Genomic DNA, 18,187 nt, shown 5'->3' with positions numbered 1-18,187 from the left:
GCATGAAATGAATGACCATCCGAACGCTGTTTGCGGTTTCGGATGAGCTGAACGGACGCCCCTTCGCTCGTTTATACAAGCTCAGGGCGGGACTGAATAAAAAGCATAAATGGAGCGTGCCGCGTGGCGTTTGTCTGTGGTGGGTTCCGGGAGAACAGAACTGCGAAGCCTGAGTCAGTATGGAGGCCACGAGCGTGGAAGAATCATTACCTGAAATTCTGATGCGTGTTGTGACGGAACTTCACGACGTTGCCTATCTGATCGAGCGGGTCGAGCCGCAATTGCTGGAATTGGGTGGATCAAAGGCGTTGGAATCGGCTGAAACGCTGAAAGTCTTGCAAGGTATCGATCTCGCCGTGCAGAAATCGCGCGGGTTGGCCGAATTTATCGATACCATTACGGCGGATGTGTCCGACGACTGGAAAGTGGACATGACGACGGCGCTCAGCCTCGTCAAGCTTGCCGAAATGCAGAAGGCACTGGGCGATGGCCTGCGTCATGGCCATTCGCAGCCTCTCAGCAAGGTGGCGGGTGATTTCGACTTTTTCTGATCTCTGCCAGCCCCGAGAGGGCATTTCCAGCGAAACTGCGAGGCGGTTTACCTCCGCAAGTGCTTAGAAATTAAGAGAAAGAGTTTTCATAATTCCTTAAATGCATAAATACTGAAGTGTTTCGATCGCTCCCTTGTGGGGCGATCTTCGTTTTGAGACATCCGTTTCCGCACGTCGGGCTCGGTTCGCAGGCTTCAGGAAACGCTCGCACAAGCTTCGCGTCCTAGGGTGACGCTAGGCCAAAAGCCGTAACCTCATGTTTGACGGTGCGAGACAGAATGAATCTGTTCAATCAACTACTCCAGGTCCTCAAGAACCTTTCGTCCTTGGGACCTACAAAACTATGGACTCTTGCGGGTGTTGGCGTCGTTTCGGTGGCGCTGGTTATCGGTGCGGCGTTTTTTATCAATAAGCCCGCCTTTGAGACCCTTTACGTTGGCCTCGAAGCGACTGATGTCAATCAAATCAGTATTGCCCTGGCTGAAGCGGGCGTCGGTTTTCAGACCGGTGCCGATGGCAAGAGCATTCAGGTTCAGGCTGGCATGACCGGCAAGGCCCGTTTGTTGCTGGCCGAACGCGGCCTGCCCAATAGCACCAATGCCGGCTACGAACTGTTCGATAATGTCGGCTCCCTAGGCCTGACATCCTTCATGCAGGAAGTGACCCGGGTGCGCGCTCTTGAGGGCGAGATTGCCAGGACGATCCAGCAGATCAACGGTATTGCGGCAGCACGCGTGCATATCGTCATGCCGGATGTCGGGAATTTCCGGCGCGGCGCGCAAAAGCCAACAGCCTCGGTTATGATCAGAGCCGGTTCCGATGCCGGTCGCAAATCCGCAGCTTCGATCCGCCATCTGGTGGCCTCGGCTGTGCCGGGTCTTGAAGTCGATGATGTCACCATTCTGGATTCGACCGGCCAGTTGCTGGCATCGGGTGATGAGACAGGCGGGACTGCAAACCGAAATCTCGGCGTCGCCCAGTCGGTTCAGCAGGAAATCGAATCGAATATCGACAAGGCCCTCGCACCCTTCCTCGGTATGGACAATTTCCGCTCCAGCGTTACGGCGCAGTTGAATACTGACCAGCAGCAGATCCAGGAAACGGTTTACGATCCTGAATCCAAGGTCGAACGCTCGACCCGTACAACCAAGGAAGCACAGAAGTCGCAGCAGCGGCAATCCGATACCGCAGCGACCGTGGAGCAGAATATTCCGCAGGCAGCGCCGCAAGCGGGTGGTGCCGGTCCTGAATCGTCCGACCAGCAGGACAAGAAGGAAGAGCAGACCAACTACGAAATCAACAGCAAGACGATTGCCACCGTCAAGAATGGCTATACGCTGGACAAGCTTTCCGTGGCCGTTGTGGTCAACAAGCAGCGTATCGCTACCATGGTCGGCGAACCGGTCGATCAGGCCAAGATCGATGCCTATCTGGCGGAAATGCAGAAAATCGTCAAATCGGCTGCCGGGCTCGATGACAAGCGCGGCGACGTGGTGACCCTGACGGCGATGGACTTCCTGGAGAATCAGCTGCTGAGCGAGGCTCCAACCGGTCCCGGTGTGATGGAAATCCTCAGCCGCAACATGGCGGGCATCATCAACTCGCTTGCCTTCCTGGCTGTTGCCTTCCTTGTTGTCTGGATGGGCATTCGTCCAATGGTACGCTCGATGGGCGGCGGTGGGACTGCGGCGCTCGAGGGTGGCAGCGACGCTGTTGCCGGATTGGAACTGCCCGACTTCTCGCCCGGTCTTGATGCCGGTGCCGGTGGCGGGCTGATGGATGGCTTTGGGTCCGACTTCGGCTTCGATAGCGCCGATGATGTCCTTGCCCTCGATAATGATCCGAATGGCGGCTTTAACCGCCGCGTCAAGGAAGGACCGGAACGGCGCCTGGCGCGTATGGTGGAAATCTCGGAAGAGCGCGCTGCCAAGATCCTGCGCAAATGGGCGGTCGAGAACGCAGCCTGATCCTTCAATCCAATCGAATAGGAGAGCTGCGCTGGTGAAAGTTGGCGCAGCTTTTTTGTATGGTGCGGATAAGCCACACCTTCTGTGCTAATCCCCGTAGCGTTTAGAAGTTATTTACATACAATAACATTATGGTGATTCGGCATGTTTCGAATGACGCGCTTAACCAGGGAATGGGCGGCTTCCGTGGCAAAGCATAGTGAGAGGTCGCCGTTCGTCCCTTGAAAGGGGAGCCTTATGAGTGTCGAACTCCTTGAGCCTGGGGGCTATCAAGGGATCCGTAGCCAGAAGACGGCGAACAGGCCTGAAGGCCCCAGGTTGCGTGATGCGATGATCAGACAGCTTTCCTCGGCAGCGTCCTCAGGAAAGCTTCGGGTGGCGATGCATATCCTGACGGACTATGCTGGAGCCTCGCACTATCTCCTGGCGCGATACGACCTTATTCAGGAACATGGGCTGGATTTCGTGGTGACGGCCGACTGGCCGTTCGATCTGGCGCGTGGGGTTGCCACGGAATTGTCGGCTGCCTGTTCGCGGGCCACCGAGCTTGAAAAATGCCTGGGCCTGCTGCAAGCAAAGTTCGTGCTCCTGCCTGAAGACCTGGAACTGCCCTTAGGGGCCAGCCGTCAATATTGCTCAGTGATGTTCAATGTCGGTCGTACACGGCTGGCGCTGGTCATGCTTCTTCCCGACGGATTCGTAATCTCGCCCGACCGGTTGCGGGATGTGGGTTTGTTGGCAGCCTATTGCGTCAGCCTGTCGACAGGACGGTCGCAGAAAGCGGATCGTGACTTCGAGCTGACGGAACGCGAATTGGAATGCCTGTTTTGGATTGCCGAAGGCAAAACAAGTGATGAAATCGCCACGATTCTTGGTATTTCCCGCAATACGATCAATAATTACATCACCAGTGTGATGCGCAAGACCGCTACGAAAACTCGCTCCGAAGCGATTGCCTATGCGGTTCGCAACAATCTGGTCTAACGCCGACGACCTTTAAAGGCGACAGTTGGTGCTCTACTTCAGGATATCTCAAGTCATTGATGTCTTGAGGCATCCAAAACCTCTTCAAGGCGGGGATGCATCCGCATCTTCAAGCATCGGTATGAAAGGCAGCCATGGCGTTTAATGCAGACATGTCGAGCGGCAGGACAGGATCGGCGGCAGATCTGAAAGCCCGGCTGGCTGCGAACCGGGCGGATATTTTTCCTCGGTTGATTGCGATGCAGAAGGCGATCAACGCCCGCAGCTTTGCGGTGTTTCGGGTGGCGGGGTCGGGCCTGCCGCGCAAACGCATGTTGCAATGCGAATGTGAGAGCTGGGCGGCAAGCGGCATGGTCGGCAGCTATAGCGATGCATTTGTGTCCTGCTATGGCGACCTTCTGCTGAGCCACATCGATGATTTGCTGCTGCCTTTGATGTGGAATGCCAAGGACAACGCCACATTCTGTATCAGCAGTGAGTTTGGGGCTTTCGTATCGCGCCTGCCCGCTGGCAATCTGCCGTTTTCGGGCGTTGCTTTTCCTGTCCGGCTGGGCGCTGTCGGCAATGGCTATGTCATCTTCGCATTGAATGGATCTGAGGATCTCGATAGCGATGTGATGATCGACATGCATAATCGCAGCTGCAAGCTGATGATGGATATTCTATCCCTGAGCGAGCGAAAAGTAGCGCCATCCGAGGCGTTGAGCGACCGGGAAATCGCCTGCCTGCAATTGGCAGGCGATGGGCGGATCAGCGAAGAAATTGCCGAAAATCTCGGTCTTTCGGTCCATACCGTCAATGCTTACCTTGGATCGGCAACGATCAAGCTTGATTCGGTCAACCGTATCCAGGCAATCGCCAAGGCTATCAGGCTCGGCTATATCAACTGAGCTTCTGAATAGATTTTCCTGTCTGGCGGAAATTCCTGAATAGGTTTGTCGGAAAGCGCTACCGAAGCGCAATCACTCGGGCTGTTTGGCTTCCAGGAGCCATTCGCGCCAGATGGCCACCAGGATCGCCATCAGCACCGGGCCGACGAACAGGCCGAGCATGCCCATGGTCTTGACGCCGCCGATCAGGCCGAAAAATGTTGGCAGGAAAGGAAGCTTGATCGGCCCACCCACCAGTCTCGGCCGCAAAGTCTTGTCGACAATGAACAGTTCCACGGTTCCCCAAGCAAGCAATCCGACCCCTGCAATGGTCGAGCCGCTGGCAACCAGATAGATCGAGACCAGGGTGAAGGACAGCGGCGCACCACCGGGAATGAGCGCCATGAAGCCGGTGATGATGCCCAGCGTAACCGGGGAAGGAACTCCTGCAATCCAATAGGCGAGGCCAAGCACGATACCTTCGCCGACAGCAATGATCGTCATGCCGGTCACTGTGGAACTGATCGTCATCGGAACCAGCCGCGATACCCGTTCCCAGCAACCGGGCAGGATGCGCTCGCCGACAACATCCACCTGCGCGACAATACGCTCCCCGTCGCGATAGACGAAAAACAGGGCGATCAGCATGAAGAGCAAGGTGAGAAAGCTGTGGAACGCCGAGGAGCCGACCACCAGAAGGCCACGGTAAATCGTGCCGATATTGGCGCCGCTGATCAGTTGCACCAATTCACCAAGCGCACCGGGGTGGCCGACATATTGATCCCAATGCTCGGAAAGCCAGGCACCGGCCAGGGGTACCTGGATGAGCCACTGCGGTACTGGTGCTCCGACTTCATTGGCCTTCAAGGCCCAGACGCCCCAGCTTTTCACCTCATCGACGGCATAGATACCCGCCAGCGAGATGGGAACGACAATGAAGGAGACCACAAGAATGATGGCAATCGTTGCACCAATCGTCCTGTTGCCACGGGCGAGGCCCAGGATGCGCCGATAGATCGGCCAGCTTGCAAAGCCGATCACCATGGCGGCCAGCAACGGCACGATGAAACCGTAGAAAAAATAAGCGCTAGCCATCAAGACGGCTAGCAGCAGCCAGCGCGCCGCCGAGGTTGGGGCAACCAGCGCATAGCGCTCTGCGGCAGCACGGCGTACAGGAACGGCGGGCGGTGTCACGACGCTATCGTTTTTCGCAGTTCTCACGGTCACCAGTACACTCCGAAGTCCAAAAGCCTCTCTGAAGCATGATAACTTCAGAATGAGCCGACGCTGGTCCGCGCCCGGTCGACCAATAGTAGTTCCTAATTCCAAAAAGCTTGTGAAAATATGGCGGCCCTACTGCAAAATATCGTTTATTTCGCTTTTGGCTTAAAAATGGTGATTCCGACGCGATTCGAACGCGTGACCCTCAGATTAGGAATCTGATGCTCTATCCTGCTGAGCTACGGAACCACTGTTTATCTCCATACAAAAAGCCGTCGATGAAGCCAAGCCTTTTCCTGATGAGACAACGGGTCAATCCGAAAGCCGTTGTTCGGCAAGCCGCACCCAGTAGGAAATGCCGTAGGCGATGGCCTCGTCGTTGAAATCATAGGCCGGGTTGTGAAGGCCCGCCGTATTGCCATTGCCGATCATGATATAGGCGCCGGGCCTGGCCTTCAGCATGAAGGCGAAGTCTTCGCCGGCCATCGAGGGATCGACGTCGGTGTTCACATTGCCTTCGCCGACGATATCGATGGCGGCGCGGGCGGCATTGTCGGTTTCGTCAGGATGATTGGCCGTGACCGGGCAGGGGCGCTCATATATCACCTCTGCTTCCGCCCCATGGGCGCTAGCGATGCCAGCGACGATTTCGCGGATCCGGCGCTCTGCCATGTCCTGCGTTTCGTCGTCATGAGTGCGCACCGTGCCGGTCAGTTCGGCTTGTTCGGGAATGATATTGTGGGTCGTTCCCGCCTGAAAGCGGGTGACGGAAACGACGACTGAGCGCACTGGATTGGCGCTGCGCGCCGCGATCATTTGCAGATTGGTGACGATCTGGGCGCCGATGGCAATCGGATCGATGGCGCGGTGCGGTTCGGCAGCGTGGCCGCCACGGCCCTTGATGGTGATGAAGAATTTGTCCGGAGCGGCCATGATCCCGCCCTTGCGGATCGCGAAGGTGCCGACCGGCATGCCGGGCATGTTGTGCATGCCATAGACTTCGGCGATGTCGAAGCGCTCCATCAGGCCGTCTTCCACCATGGCCAGCGCGCCGGCGCCGCCTTCTTCGGCGGGCTGGAAAATCACGGCGACGGAGCCGTTGAAATTGCGGTTTTCCGCCAGATATTTCGCGGCACCCAGCAGCATGGCGGTATGGCCGTCATGGCCACAGGCATGCATACGGCCATCGGTTTTCGAGGCCCAGGCTTTGCCGGTGATTTCTTGCAGGGGGAGCGCATCCATGTCGGCGCGAAGTCCGATCACCCGGCTGCCATCGCCACGTCCCTTGATCAGGCCAACGACGCCGGTGCGTCCTAAACCCGTCACCACCTCATCGACGCCGAATTCCTTGAGTTTTTCTGTGACAAAGGCAGCCGTCTCATGGACGTCATACAGAATTTCCGGATTCTGGTGCAGATGATGGCGCCATTGCCGGACATCGGCTTCCAGTTCTGCGGCGCGGTTCAAGATTGGCATCGGTTTTCCTGATCACATGCGTTTGAACCGGGCAGGTCCGGCTCATTTATCACTCGGTTGCAATTGACGTTGCTGATGGGCTTTGCCATTGGTTCGACATATAGGACATATGGTTGCCCGATGCGAGAGACATTCAGGGTGGTCTGTCCAGTTTCCGGAAGGAGAAGTCATTGTCCGTGCTGCCTCGCCAGATCCGGCGCGCATTTGTTGCCGTTGCCCTGTGTGCCGCCCTGCTGCCGTCTACGGTCGCCGCCAATCCCGTGCTGGTGGTTGATGTCAACTCCCTGACGGTGCTGGAGCACCAGGATAGTTTCAAGAAATGGTATCCGGCCTCGCTGACCAAGCTGATGACCGCCTATACGACGTTCAGGGCGCTGAGAGCCGGCGAAGTGCGTCTGGATAGCGTGGTGACACTGAGCGCCTTTGCAGCGTCGCAAGCGCCGAGCAAGATGTTCTTCAAGCCCGGCTCGAAAATGACGCTGGACGACGCCCTGAAGATGATGCTGGTGAAATCCGCCAATGACATCGCCATGGCGGTGGCTGAAAATGTCGGCGGCAGCCAGGCGGCGTTCGTTGCCCGGATGAATGCCGAGGCCGCCCGGCTCGGCATGACATCCAGCCATTTCGTCAATCCGAATGGATTGCCAGCTCCCGGCCAATATTCCACGGCCCGCGATCTTGCGGTGCTTGCCGTGACCATTCGCCGCGAATTTCCTGAATATGCCGGTTATTTCAAGATCGAAGCCATTGATACCGGCAAGAAGATCTATCCCAATGTCAACATGCTGGTCGGCCGTTTCGATGGGGTGGATGGTATGAAGACCGGTTATATCTGCGCGTCCGGTTTTAACCAGATCACCTCTGCGACCCGCAATGGCCGTACGCTGATCACCGTGGTGATGGGTGCCGACAGCCTGGCGGCACGCGCTGATATTTCCGCCAATCTGCTCCAGAAATATTTCGATCGACCCAATGCACAGGGATCGCGCCTTTCGGCGCTGGGACCTGACAGCGTTGACGGTTTGAACGCGGTGAATGACGTGTCCGCCGAAATGTGTTCCACGGAGGCACGCAAGCGGCGCAGCGAAACCCGCGATGAGACCGGCCGTATGAAGTTGCAATCGCCCTATATCCACGAAATGGCCGCACCGCCGGTGCCGGTCTTTGCAGGCATCATCCCTGGCAGCGAGCCGCCTGATCCGCCACCGGCGGCTTCGGGTGCCAAACAGCAGCAGATGGGCGAGGTTCCGCGCCCCACGCCGCGCCCGCAAATGTAACGCGGAGAGCCATTGAACGTGGCAATCCGTGTTCTCTTTCATATCTCAAGCCTTTGATGCATTTTGACATTCGAAATTCTTTCAAGGCGAGGATGCGTGAGCATCTTCGAGCCTTCGTATAAGAAGAGGTCATGACCATGGTTGCCCTTGCCGACCGAATTCCTGTTTCTATCCTGACCGGCTTTCTCGGCGCAGGAAAATCCACGCTGCTGAACCGGCTGCTGAAAGATCCCGCCATGCGCGATGCGGCGGTGATCATCAATGAATTCGGTGAAGTGGGTATCGATCATCTCTTGGTCGAAGCCTCCAGCGATTCGATCGTCCAGCTTTCGGATGGCTGCCTGTGCTGCACGGTGCGTGGTGAATTGATTGATACCCTGGCTGAACTGGTCGATGCCTTGCAGACGGGGCGGATCAAGACCTTGTCGCGGGTGGTGATCGAAACCACGGGATTGGCTGATCCAGCACCAGTGATGCAGTCGGTGATGGGGCATCCTGTCCTGTCTCAGTCTTTTCAGCTGGAAGGGCTGATCACCGTGATCGATGCCGTCAATGGCGAGAGAGTGCTGGACAATTACAGCGAAGCTGTCCGGCAGGTGGCGGTGGCCGACCGGCTGGTGATGACCAAGGCCAGCCTTGCGGATGAAGGTGCTATCGCAAGGTTGAAGAGCCGGATTGCCGGGCTCAATCCACGGGCTGTTGTTGTCGACGCGGAAACATCGGCTGCTGGCGAAGCGGTCATCCTCAACAATGGTCTTTATGATCCGGCGACGAAAATGCCTGACGTGGCGCGGTGGTTGCAGGAAGAGCAGCACGCGGAGGATCATCGTCACCACGACCACGACCACGACCACGACCACGACCACGACCACGACCACGACCATCACCATCACCATCACCATGACGATGTCACACGTCACGGCGCCACGATCCGCTCCTTCTCCATCCTGCACGACGATCCGGTCGATCCGGCGGCCCTTCATATGTTCATTGACCTGTTGCGGTCGGCTCATGGTGATAAAATGCTGCGGATGAAGGCGGTGGTTGGGCTGAAAGACGATCCGGAGCGGCCTGTCGTCATTCATGGTGTGCAATCGATCTTTCATCCGCCGCACCGGCTGGCAGCCTGGCCAGACCCCTCCGACCGCCGGAGCCGGTTGGTGATGATTACTGACGGGCTGGACGAAGCCTATGTGCGGGATCTGTTTGATGCCTTCACGGGTAAAGTGGCGATCGATCGACCGGATCGGAAGGCTCTGGAAGACAATCCCCTGGCAGTGCCGGGCATGACCTTCTGATCAGGGGTTATCTCGGACGCTGCTTTATCGGGTGGGCATTTGATCCGGTTTGCCGATCACAAAGCGGTGACCGGTTGCGGATCTCTCGCTGGACAGCAGGATATATCCCTCTTCCCGGCAGAAATGCGGAATATCGATGATCGCCAGGGGATCAGTGGTTTCGACAATGAGCCGGCTACCGACCGCCATTCCAGACAGACGTTTTCGCGATTTCAGCACGGGAAGCGGGCATTTCAGCCCTTTGAGGTCCAGGATTTCTTCGGGCTCCGGGGTCAACTCCGGGGTCAACGGGCGGCCCAGAATTTCCAGAAGGGTTTTGCCGCTGGCTCAGAGGCTGCATCCATGGCCACCATGCTGGCCTGTGGTGGCGGCGCGACGGGGTTCGGAACGGGAACCGGACCGGTGGCCGGGAGGGCGACGGTTGCCGTCTGGGTCGGGTCGATGGTGGCCTGAGCACCGGAACTCGCAGCACCAGAGCTCATAGTGCTTGCCGTCTGCGGATCGCTTGGCGCGCCATAGCGACCGGTCTTGGCGGAATTGTCCAGGGATGCGAATAGCGGGGCCGCTGTCGCTGCGGTTTTCCGCGGGCTGATGACCGGATTGGCCGGATCGGCGACCTCGGACAATTTCAACAGCTTGCCAGCCTTCAGCGCCGAGCCTGTCGGCGCATAGGCCAGGTCGCGGCCTTTCTTCAGGTCGGCAACCAGAGCCTTGCGTTCAGCTTCGCTCGGGTCGTACCAGACCTTGTCCTCATATTTCTTCATGGCCTTGGCATAGTCGCGGCTATAGGCGGAATTATAGGAGGCAAGCGCCGCAGACAATTGCGGTGGTGTGCTCATCGGTGGGCAGGCACCAGCCGCGTTCAGGCTTTTGCCTGCTTCGACTTGCTGGTTGAAGACATATTTCTTGTCGCAAACCCCAACCTGCGGCGGTTGTTTGGTGACTTCGAACTGGTCATAGCCAGCCTTCAGCATCTGCCAGAAGGGCATGTGGGTGCTGTAGCGATGCCGAGCCATGTTTTCGGCACTCATGCGGAACGGAAAGGCTTGCAATTGCACGGTCTGCTGGCCACCGCGAAAAGCATCGCGAGCAAAGGCATAGATTTCCAGGATCTGGGCATCCGTCATCGAATAGCAGCCGGATGACGAGCAGGCGCCATGGATCATCAGATTGGTGCCGCTGCGATTGTTGACGGCATCGTATTTGTTGGGAAAGCCGGTATTGATCGCCAGGTAATATTTTGAATAGGGATTGAGATTGGCGGGCGTCAGGGCATAGAATCCCTCCGGCGCCTGCCGGTCGCCTTCCTTCTCTTTCGGGCCCAGTTTTCCGGACCAGGCGCAGATCTGGTAGTCAGCGATTTTCTCGAAACGGCCGTCAGTCTTGGCCTTCCAGATTTCAAGAACACCTTCTTCCTTGAAAATCCGGATGGCAATTGGCGAATTGCGCTCCATGCCCTTCGCCTTCATCGAGGCGAGGATTTCAGGCGGTAGCGGCTGCTCTACCTTGTTGGACACATTGTCCGGCATCTTCTTTTCGCTGACGCTATCCAAAGTGTCGTTGCACCCTGCCAGAAGCAGGGTGGTGGCGATCAGCAGGGCGGCGTTTGAAATGCGCATTGGCGAGCTCAACTGGGTCTCATTGGGGCGGAGGCATTCTTTCAGGACAAGGATGCGTGAGCATGTCCTTGTCATGGGACGACGAAGCATTGATCATCCAGGCGGGACCATATCAAGTCGGAGCCTGTCGATCCAGTCTCGATCCTTGCCCGAATATGGTTTCTAAAGTGTGAATAAGTGCCGATCGCCCATCACGCACACTCCATGCCTCGCCTGAATTGCCGAGGCTGCAATATCCGCTTAAACCGACAGCCCTTGATTATGGCTGTCGGTTTAAGGCCCGATTGAAACATTTATGCGGCAAATCGCCTGCTAGATTGCATGGCCTTGCAAAAGGAACGACGCGCTCGGCGGTTTACAGGTTGCGGCCGATATCGAGGAATTTCTGGCGCCGCGCCGCACGCAGTTCCGCGCCGCTTTGGCCAGACATATCCTTCAGTGCCGCTGCAATGGTTTCCCCGGTGCGGTCGATAACCGTTTCGGGATTGCGATGGGCGCCGCCAACCGGTTCGGCAATGATATCGTCGATAATGCCGAAACCCTTTAGGTCTTCCGCAGTGATCTTCATATTGGTGGCGGCTTCCTTGGCGCGGGTGCTGTCGCGCCATAGAATCGAGGCCGCACCCTCAGGCGAAATCACCGAATAGATGGCGTGTTGCAGCATGTAGACGCGGTTGCCGGTGGCAATGGCAATGGCGCCGCCGGAGCCGCCTTCGCCGATGACGACTGATATCAACGGGGCCTTCAGGTTAAGGCACATTTCCGTCGAGCGGGCGATGGCTTCGGCCTGGCCTCGCTCTTCAGCACCGACGCCCGGATAGGCGCCCGCGGTATCGACCAGCGAAATCACCGGCAGGCCAAAACGGTCGGCCATTTCCATGACGCGGATCGCCTTGCGATAGCCTTCAGGCCGGGGACTGCCGAAATTGTGCTTCAGGCGCGATTTGGTGTCGCTGCCTTTTTCCTGGCCGATAATGGCAACGGGGATACCCCGGAAACGGGCGAGGCCAGCCTGGATGGCTGCGTCCTCGGCAAATTTGCGGTCGCCAGCCAGCGGCGTGAAATCGGTAAACAGTCGCGAGGCGTAATCGACGAAATGCGGACGCTGCGGATGGCGGGCGACCTGGGTTTTCTGCCAGGCATTCAGCTTGGAATAAATCTCTTCCATGGCTTCGCGCACGCGGATTTCCAGACGACCGATCTCTTCCGAGGTGTCGATGCTTTCATCCTCGCTCTTCAGCTTCTTCAACTCGTGAATCTTGCCTTCGAGGTCGGAAATAGGCTTTTCGAAATCGAGATAGTTGATCATCAGGTCCGTTCCGATCCGTTACTCTATCCTGCTTTACGATGTTGGCTGAGAGGCGGCCATCGTAATTTCTGACTATATGTCTGATCTCACCACCCATCCTTGATGGTGTGAAACCGTAAATGTCGTCGCAATGCTTGGCCGCATGTCTGTCTTGCAGACAATTTCCGTGCCAACCAAAGGGGCTTAGCACATCGCCTAGCCGGGCTTCTAATCGTGGTTTTTCCTATGTTTTGCAAGAGGGTGATGTGTCTCAACCAGAATCTGGAGCCTTTCTTCGAGCACATGCGTGTAGATTTGCGTCGTCGAAATGTCGCTATGTCCCAGTAATTCTTGCACAACCCGTAGATCCGCGCCGTTTTCAAGCAAATGGCTGGCAAAAGCATGCCTGAGCACATGTGGGGACACTGCATCGCCGCTGAGACCGGCGCGAATGGCCAGATCCTTCAATTCCCGCGCGAAAACCTGTCTGGGCAGATAGCCTTCGCGGCTGGCGGCGGGAAACAGGAAGCCAATGCCCGATGATTTTCCCAGTTTCGATACTGTTTGTTTCGATGCTGTTTTTTTCGATGGTGGTTTTTCTGCCTGTTCGATTTCCTTGGCCTGCGCGTAAGCCTGCATGGCAGCGATGGCCGAGCGCGACAGCGGCACCAGCCGTTCCTTATTGCCCTTGCCGCGGACCACCAGGAACCGGCCCTCCTGCGCAAGGACATTGGCCGGAAGGGAGACCAGTTCGCTGACACGCATGCCCGTCGCATAGAGAAGTTCCAGCAGCGCCAGGCGCCGCAGCCTTTGCAGGCGGTCGGGGCCTTCCAACGCCGCCTCGGTCTGGGCCAGGGATAGGAGCTTGTCGACATCGGCAATCGACAGGGTCTTGGGCAGAGGCCGACCCTTTTTCGGAGTATCGAGGATCGAGGTCGGATCGTCGCCGCGCAGTCCCTCGGCATAGAGAAACTTGTAGAATTGCCGAAGCGCCGACAGACGGCGGGCTTGGGACGAGGCTTCGAAACCGCGATGGCCAAGATCGGCCATATAGGCGGAAAGGTCGTCGCTGGTGGCGGCCATGACGCTGACCTGGCGCGTGGCCAGAAAGCCATGCAGATCTTCCAGATCCCGTTCATAGGAAGAGAGTGTGTTGCCCGCTGCACCGCGCTCGGCACTCATCATCTCAAGGAAAGCTTCGATGCGGGCGTGGCCGAGATCAACCATGGATGCTGTCGTTTCTATCGTTTGGTGTGTGTGCCGTCACGGTGATGGCTGCTGGGGCTTGATCTGCGCAGCAGGAATGGTTGCGGTGATCTCCCGCTGGCCTGGTTCTACAAAGATGACCAGAGCCCACATCGCCGCATAGATCATGGCTGCCACGGTGGCAATGACGAACAGGAAGCGGAACAAGGTGGGCATGATGACGGCCTCCGGCTTTAAAAGCCATGCTGTGCAGTGCCGTGCTTCCCGGAAGAAGCAGTCGAGGTTGCTGTAACACTTTGGGTTCTCTTGGTGTCGTTTATCTCCTCGGGAAAGAACAGTTCTGCTTTTCCCTCAGTGCAACACACATCAGCAATATCGGCTGGAGCCGTTCCTGTTTCAAGATCGAACATGGCAGGTTTTGCCTAATAACTCCGTAAACCCTTGGGAGTTAAGGGAGGCAATAAGCCATGCGGGTGATTGTTTCTTGTCGGCATGTGCGTCAAGTGCTTGACGTGGCCCCGGCATTTGTCAATAGGGTGGTAAACCTGTTGCGAAAAGGCTGATGACCCACTCGATGCCCCATGCTGTTCTACCTCTTGCTGAGCGTGCCCGCTCGGTGCTCGGGCGTCGAAACCTGATTTTCGTCGGCCTGATGGGGGCTGGAAAATCCGCGATCGGGCGTCTCGTGGCCCAGCAACTGAACCTGCCTTTCATCGATACCGATACCGAGATCGAGCGGGTCTCGCGCATGACGATCAGTGAATTGTTCGCAGCCTACGGCGAGACGGAATTCCGGGCGCTGGAAACCCGGGTGATCCGGCGGCTGCTCAGGTCCGGGCCGAAAGTCGTCTCGACCGGCGGCGGTGCCTTCATCAATGACAGAACCCGCAGGCAGATTGAGCGCGGGGGTATTTCCATCTGGCTGAAAGCCGATCTGGATGTGTTGTGGGAGCGGGTCAACAAGCGCGATCATCGCCCGCTGTTGAAAACCGAACACCCGAAACAGACGCTGGAAAAGCTGATGCTGGAGCGCTACCCGATCTACGAGCGTGCCGATATTACCGTATTGTCGCGCGATGGGCGCAAGGAAGCCATTTCCGCTGAGGTGATGGACGCGGTGATCGCCTATATCAGCAAAGGCAGGAGCAAGCGATGAGCACAGATCAGGCATCCGAATCCTCAGAACGTCTGGTGCATGTGCCGCTTGGCGAACGCGCCTATGATATCCTGATCGGCGACGGCCTGATCGGGCGGGCGGGCGGCGAGATTTCCACCCGTATCAAGGGCCGCAAGGCGGCCATCGTCACCGATGAGAATGTCGGGGCGCTTTACCACGGCGCGCTGATGGACAGCCTGGAGGCGGATGGCTTTGAAGCCGTGTCGCTGACCCTTCCTGCCGGTGAAAAGACCAAGAGCTTTGAGCACCTGACCAAGGTTTGCGACGTGCTGCTGGAAGCCCGTATCGAGCGCAATGACGTGGTGATCGCCCTTGGCGGCGGTGTCATCGGCGATCTCACCGGCTTTGCGGCGGGTATCGTCCGGCGCGGGGTGCGGTTCGTGCAGATCCCGACCTCGCTTTTGTCGCAGGTCGATAGTTCCGTTGGCGGCAAGACCGGCATCAATGCCAGGCAGGGCAAGAACCTGGTCGGCATTTTTAATCAGCCGGATCTGGTTCTGGCCGATACGGCGGTACTGAATACGTTGAGCGAACGGGAATTTCGTGCCGGCTATGCCGAAGTGGCGAAATACGGCCTGATCGACAAGCCGGAGTTTTTCGAGTGGCTGGAGCGCAACTGGCGCGAGGTGTTTGCCGGTGGAGCGGCCCGCACGCAGGCGATTGCGCTGTCCTGCCAGGCCAAGGCCGATGTGGTCGTGGCCGATGAGCGCGAACATGGGCGCCGGGCTCTGCTCAATCTCGGCCACACCTTCGGTCATGCGCTGGAAGCGGCCACGGGCTATGACAGTCGCCGCCTCGTGCATGGAGAAGGCGTTGCCATCGGCATGGTGCTGGCCCATGAATTCTCGGCCCGGCTCAATCTGGCGAGCCCTGACGATGCAAAGCGGGTCAAGCATCACTTGACAGAGGTTGGCCTGCCGACCCATATCAGCGACATTCCAGGCGATATGCCGCCTGCTGAAACGCTGATGAATGCCATTGCCCAGGACAAGAAGGTCAAGGGCGGTCAACTGACATTCATTCTTACCCACGGTATCGGACAGTCTTTCGTCGCCGACGATGTGCCGTCTTCGGAAGTGCTGCGCTTTCTGAACGAAAATCTGCCCGGCTGATCTCTACCAGCGTGTGGCTTCGCCAGGGGCTGATGGCTCGATGGCCAGCGCATGCAGGCCGGCATCCAGTTCAGGCTTCAGCAGGTCGGTAACGGCCCGGTGCCGGGCCAGGCGGCTGAGGCCGGTAAAACTGCCTGAGACGATGCGCACCCGCATATGGGTTTCACCCGTGCCGGTTATATCAGGTTGATGGCCGGCATGGTGGTGGCTTTCATCGATCACCAGCAGGCGCTCGGGCTGGAAGGCCTGCGTCAGTTTCTGCTCTATCGTTTGGCGGAGTGACATCTGGTGGCTCTGCATGCGGTGGCGTCCAATTCTGCTGACCAATTCGGGCGTTTTGGTAAAAGCCTCCAAAAGGCCAAGAACAATATGATTTGTCAATTCTTGTTGTGAGATGGGGAAAGCCTCATAATTTGCCAATGAAACTCGACTCAAAATATTTCGACAAGATCCGTACGCGCCGCAAGAAGGGTGCGGAACCGGAACCGCCCGTCACCACCTGCCAGTGGGATGGCTGTGAGCGGCCGGGTGCGCATCGTGCGCCGGTGGGGCGCAATGCCGAAGGCCAGTTTTTCCTGTTCTGCTTCGAGCATGTGAAGGAATATAACAAGGGATACAATTACTTCTCCGGTCTCTCCGACAGCGAGATTGCCCGCTACCAGAAGGAAGCGATCACCGGCCATCGCCCGACCTGGACGGTTGGCGTCAACAAGGCCGCCAAGGGATCGCCCATTCACTCCACCCAGCGCTCCGGCTCGGCTACGGCGCAGGCGCGGATGAGAGACCCTTTCGGCTTTGTCTCGCAAGGGCGCGGCAATGCGTCGCGGTTCGAGCCGCAGGCGCGAAAACTGAAGACGCTGGAAGCAAAAGCTTTCGATGCTCTGGGGTTGACGGGGGCTGCCACTGCCCAAGATATCAAGAGGCGCTATAAAGAGCTTGTCAAAAAACATCATCCAGATGCAAATGGCGGAGACAGAGGTTCTGAAGAGCGTTTTCGGGCTGTTATTCAGGCCTATCAATTGTTAAAGCAGGCGGGTTTCTGTTAATCGAAGACTATATCCGATTGCGTATGCGACCTGATTGTATGCGACCTTAAGTGTATGCGCTGGGAGATGCCGCCCGGCTTGGAGAGACGATGAGCAAAATTGACCTTGATATCGCCAACCTGCCCGACACGACAGTTTCCGTCCGGGAGGTGTTCGGCATCGACAGCGACATTCGCGTGCCAGCCTATACGAAGGGCGATGCCTATGTACCGGATCTCGATCCCGACTATCTGTTCGACCGGGAAACCACGCTGGCCATCCTTGCCGGTTTTGCTCACAACCGCCGCGTCATGGTGTCCGGCTTTCACGGTACGGGCAAATCCACCCATATCGAGCAGGTCGCTGCCCGGCTGAACTGGCCCTGCGTGCGCGTCAACCTCGACAGCCATGTCAGCCGTATCGACCTGGTCGGCAAGGACGCCATCGTCCTGAAGGACGGCAAGCAGATCACCGAATTCAAGGATGGCATTCTGCCCTGGGCCTATCAGCACAATGTGGCGCTGGTGTTCGACGAGTATGATGCCGGTCGCCCGGACGTGATGTTCGTTATCCAGCGGGTGCTGGAATCCTCTGGCCGCCTGACCCTGCTCGACCAGAGCCGCGTCATTCGCCCACACCCCGCTTTCCGACTGTTTGCGACCGCCAATACGGTTGGGCTTGGCGACACGACCGGTCTTTATCACGGCACCCAGCAGATCAACCAGGCACAGATGGACCGTTGGTCGATCGTCACCACGTTGAACTATCTGCCGCATCAAAAGGAAGTCGATATCGTCCTGGCCAAGGTCAAGGGCTTTGCCGCAACCCCGAACGGTCCCGATAATGTGGCCAAGATGGTGCGGCTGGCCGATCTCACCCGGTCTGCCTTCATCAATGGCGATCTTTCGACCGTGATGAGCCCGCGTACCGTGATCACCTGGGCGGAAAATGCCGAGATCTTCGGTGATATCGGATTTGCCTTCCGCGTCACCTTCCTCAACAAATGCGACGAACTGGAGCGGACCCTGGTGGCCGAGCAATACCAGCGCGCCTTTGGCATTGAACTCAAGGAAAGTGCAGCCAATATCGTTCTTGGCGCCTGAAAAGAGACTTAAGG

19 protein-coding genes and 1 tRNA gene are annotated in these 18,187 nt (G+C 57.6%); 10 read left to right on the top strand and 10 right to left on the bottom strand.

What is annotated here, in order from left to right:
* Nucleotides 1-179: 179 nt before the first annotated feature.
* The 4 genes from cheT (at nt 180) to visR (ending at nt 4,392) form a co-directional block, all read left to right on the top strand.
* A complete protein-coding gene (gene cheT / locus G6L01_RS14980) occupies nt 180-551 on the top strand; it encodes a chemotaxis protein CheT (protein ID WP_070164341.1) in 372 nt (123 codons plus the stop codon).
* A 278-nt stretch (nt 552-829) separates the two neighbouring features.
* On the top strand, nt 830-2,518 hold the full coding sequence (gene fliF, locus G6L01_RS14975; protein WP_070164342.1) for a flagellar basal-body MS-ring/collar protein FliF: 1,689 nt from the start codon (nt 830-832) through the stop codon (nt 2,516-2,518).
* 330 nt (nt 2,519-2,848) lie between these two features.
* Nucleotides 2,849-3,502, top strand: coding sequence for a transcriptional regulator VisN (gene visN, locus G6L01_RS14970; protein WP_234891968.1), 654 nt, complete (start codon nt 2,849-2,851; stop codon nt 3,500-3,502).
* Nucleotides 3,503-3,636: 134 nt separating this feature from the next.
* Nucleotides 3,637-4,392, top strand: coding sequence for a transcriptional regulator VisR (gene visR, locus G6L01_RS14965; protein WP_070164344.1), 756 nt, complete (start codon nt 3,637-3,639; stop codon nt 4,390-4,392).
* Nucleotides 4,393-4,464: 72 nt separating this feature from the next.
* On the opposite strand, the gene G6L01_RS14960 is transcribed toward visR, so the two are convergent.
* From G6L01_RS14960 to G6L01_RS14950, 3 genes are all read right to left on the bottom strand, one after another.
* Nucleotides 4,465-5,565, bottom strand: a complete 1,101-nt coding sequence (locus G6L01_RS14960; RefSeq protein WP_337692725.1) for an AI-2E family transporter — start codon at nt 5,563-5,565, stop codon at nt 4,465-4,467.
* Between the two features lie 199 nt (nt 5,566-5,764).
* A tRNA-Arg gene (locus tag G6L01_RS14955) sits at nt 5,765-5,841 on the bottom strand.
* 63 nt (nt 5,842-5,904) lie between these two features.
* Nucleotides 5,905-7,068, bottom strand: coding sequence for a M20 aminoacylase family protein (locus G6L01_RS14950; protein WP_071206127.1), 1,164 nt, complete (start codon nt 7,066-7,068; stop codon nt 5,905-5,907).
* Between the two features lie 176 nt (nt 7,069-7,244).
* Here G6L01_RS14950 and G6L01_RS14945 point away from each other — a divergent pair, with 176 nt between their 5' ends.
* Nucleotides 7,245-8,345, top strand: a complete 1,101-nt coding sequence (locus G6L01_RS14945; RefSeq protein ID WP_070164425.1) for a D-alanyl-D-alanine carboxypeptidase family protein — start codon at nt 7,245-7,247, stop codon at nt 8,343-8,345.
* A gap of 137 nt (nt 8,346-8,482) precedes the next feature.
* Nucleotides 8,483-9,643 carry a CobW family GTP-binding protein gene (locus G6L01_RS14940; protein ID WP_174089281.1) on the top strand — a complete coding sequence of 387 codons (1,161 nt, stop codon included), beginning with the start codon at nt 8,483-8,485 and terminating at the stop codon, nt 9,641-9,643.
* A 24-nt stretch (nt 9,644-9,667) separates the two neighbouring features.
* On the opposite strand, the gene G6L01_RS14935 is transcribed toward G6L01_RS14940, so the two are convergent.
* The 6 genes from G6L01_RS14935 to G6L01_RS14910 all read right to left on the bottom strand — a co-directional run bounded on the left by G6L01_RS14935 (nt 9,668) and on the right by G6L01_RS14910 (nt 14,166).
* Nucleotides 9,668-9,931, bottom strand: a complete 264-nt coding sequence (locus G6L01_RS14935) for a sulfurtransferase TusA family protein (protein ID WP_234891961.1) — start codon at nt 9,929-9,931, stop codon at nt 9,668-9,670.
* Entirely contained in the window at nt 9,928-11,262 is a 1,335-nt protein-coding gene (locus tag G6L01_RS14930; RefSeq protein WP_070164346.1) for a L,D-transpeptidase family protein, read from the bottom strand. The genes G6L01_RS14935 and G6L01_RS14930 overlap by 4 nt, the downstream gene beginning before the upstream one ends.
* A gap of 355 nt (nt 11,263-11,617) precedes the next feature.
* The gene (locus G6L01_RS14925; RefSeq protein WP_070164347.1) at nt 11,618-12,571 is read right to left on the bottom strand and encodes an acetyl-CoA carboxylase carboxyltransferase subunit alpha; all 954 of its coding nucleotides are present in this window, start codon (nt 12,569-12,571) and stop codon (nt 11,618-11,620) included.
* Between the two features lie 207 nt (nt 12,572-12,778).
* Nucleotides 12,779-13,777, bottom strand: a complete 999-nt coding sequence (locus tag G6L01_RS14920; protein WP_070164348.1) for a site-specific tyrosine recombinase XerD — start codon at nt 13,775-13,777, stop codon at nt 12,779-12,781.
* Nucleotides 13,778-13,813: 36 nt separating this feature from the next.
* Complete coding sequence (locus G6L01_RS14915) at nt 13,814-13,972, bottom strand: hypothetical protein (RefSeq protein ID WP_171431006.1); 159 nt, start codon at nt 13,970-13,972, stop codon at nt 13,814-13,816.
* Nucleotides 13,973-13,989: 17 nt separating this feature from the next.
* Nucleotides 13,990-14,166 carry a hypothetical protein gene (locus G6L01_RS14910; protein WP_156547982.1) on the bottom strand — a complete coding sequence of 59 codons (177 nt, stop codon included), beginning with the start codon at nt 14,164-14,166 and terminating at the stop codon, nt 13,990-13,992.
* A gap of 152 nt (nt 14,167-14,318) precedes the next feature.
* Here G6L01_RS14910 and G6L01_RS14905 point away from each other — a divergent pair, with 152 nt between their 5' ends.
* Together G6L01_RS14905 and aroB are read left to right on the top strand one after the other, a co-directional pair.
* Nucleotides 14,319-14,912 carry a shikimate kinase gene (locus G6L01_RS14905; RefSeq protein WP_139190197.1) on the top strand — a complete coding sequence of 198 codons (594 nt, stop codon included), beginning with the start codon at nt 14,319-14,321 and terminating at the stop codon, nt 14,910-14,912.
* Complete coding sequence (gene aroB, locus G6L01_RS14900; protein WP_070164349.1) at nt 14,909-16,045, top strand: 3-dehydroquinate synthase; 1,137 nt, start codon at nt 14,909-14,911, stop codon at nt 16,043-16,045. Before G6L01_RS14905 ends, aroB begins: the two co-directional genes overlap by 4 nt.
* 3 nt (nt 16,046-16,048) lie before the next feature.
* Here aroB and G6L01_RS14895 read toward each other — a convergent pair whose 3' ends face one another.
* Complete coding sequence (locus tag G6L01_RS14895) at nt 16,049-16,330, bottom strand: BolA family protein (protein ID WP_070164429.1); 282 nt, start codon at nt 16,328-16,330, stop codon at nt 16,049-16,051.
* A gap of 134 nt (nt 16,331-16,464) precedes the next feature.
* Between G6L01_RS14895 and G6L01_RS14890 the strand changes: the two genes are divergently transcribed.
* Complete coding sequence (locus G6L01_RS14890; RefSeq protein ID WP_060718634.1) at nt 16,465-17,091, top strand: J domain-containing protein; 627 nt, start codon at nt 16,465-16,467, stop codon at nt 17,089-17,091.
* Between the two features lie 89 nt (nt 17,092-17,180).
* Nucleotides 17,181-18,173, top strand: a complete 993-nt coding sequence (gene cobS, locus G6L01_RS14885; RefSeq protein ID WP_060718633.1) for a cobaltochelatase subunit CobS — start codon at nt 17,181-17,183, stop codon at nt 18,171-18,173.
* Nucleotides 18,174-18,187: the final 14 nt, after the last annotated feature.

It is taken from the genome of Agrobacterium vitis (assembly GCF_013337045.2).
Taxonomy (GTDB): Bacteria; Pseudomonadota; Alphaproteobacteria; order Rhizobiales; family Rhizobiaceae; genus Allorhizobium; species Allorhizobium vitis_B.
Note: the sequence above shows the minus strand (reverse complement) of the source record. Positions and strands in the feature narration are given on the sequence as shown.

Bases quoted from the DNA above. Each gene is read 5' to 3' on its own strand.
- cheT (WP_070164341.1), top strand. From the start codon at position 180: ATGGAGGCCACGAGCGTGGAAGAATCATTACCTGAAATTCTGATGCGT.
- fliF (WP_070164342.1), top strand. From the start codon at position 830: ATGAATCTGTTCAATCAACTACTCCAGGTCCTCAAGAACCTTTCGTCC.
- visN (WP_234891968.1), top strand. From the start codon at position 2,849: ATGATCAGACAGCTTTCCTCGGCAGCGTCCTCAGGAAAGCTTCGGGTG.
- visR (WP_070164344.1), top strand. From the start codon at position 3,637: ATGGCGTTTAATGCAGACATGTCGAGCGGCAGGACAGGATCGGCGGCA.
- G6L01_RS14950 (WP_071206127.1), bottom strand. From the start codon at position 7,068: ATGCCAATCTTGAACCGCGCCGCAGAACTGGAAGCCGATGTCCGGCAA.
- G6L01_RS14940 (WP_174089281.1), top strand. From the start codon at position 8,483: ATGGTTGCCCTTGCCGACCGAATTCCTGTTTCTATCCTGACCGGCTTT.
- G6L01_RS14930 (WP_070164346.1), bottom strand. From the start codon at position 11,262: ATGCGCATTTCAAACGCCGCCCTGCTGATCGCCACCACCCTGCTTCTG.
- G6L01_RS14925 (WP_070164347.1), bottom strand. From the start codon at position 12,571: ATGATCAACTATCTCGATTTCGAAAAGCCTATTTCCGACCTCGAAGGC.
- G6L01_RS14920 (WP_070164348.1), bottom strand. From the start codon at position 13,777: ATGGTTGATCTCGGCCACGCCCGCATCGAAGCTTTCCTTGAGATGATG.
- G6L01_RS14915 (WP_171431006.1), bottom strand. From the start codon at position 13,972: ATGCCCACCTTGTTCCGCTTCCTGTTCGTCATTGCCACCGTGGCAGCC.
- G6L01_RS14910 (WP_156547982.1), bottom strand. From the start codon at position 14,166: ATGTTCGATCTTGAAACAGGAACGGCTCCAGCCGATATTGCTGATGTG.
- G6L01_RS14905 (WP_139190197.1), top strand. From the start codon at position 14,319: ATGACCCACTCGATGCCCCATGCTGTTCTACCTCTTGCTGAGCGTGCC.
- aroB (WP_070164349.1), top strand. From the start codon at position 14,909: ATGAGCACAGATCAGGCATCCGAATCCTCAGAACGTCTGGTGCATGTG.
- G6L01_RS14895 (WP_070164429.1), bottom strand. From the start codon at position 16,330: ATGTCACTCCGCCAAACGATAGAGCAGAAACTGACGCAGGCCTTCCAG.
- G6L01_RS14890 (WP_060718634.1), top strand. From the start codon at position 16,465: ATGAAACTCGACTCAAAATATTTCGACAAGATCCGTACGCGCCGCAAG.
- cobS (WP_060718633.1), top strand. From the start codon at position 17,181: ATGAGCAAAATTGACCTTGATATCGCCAACCTGCCCGACACGACAGTT.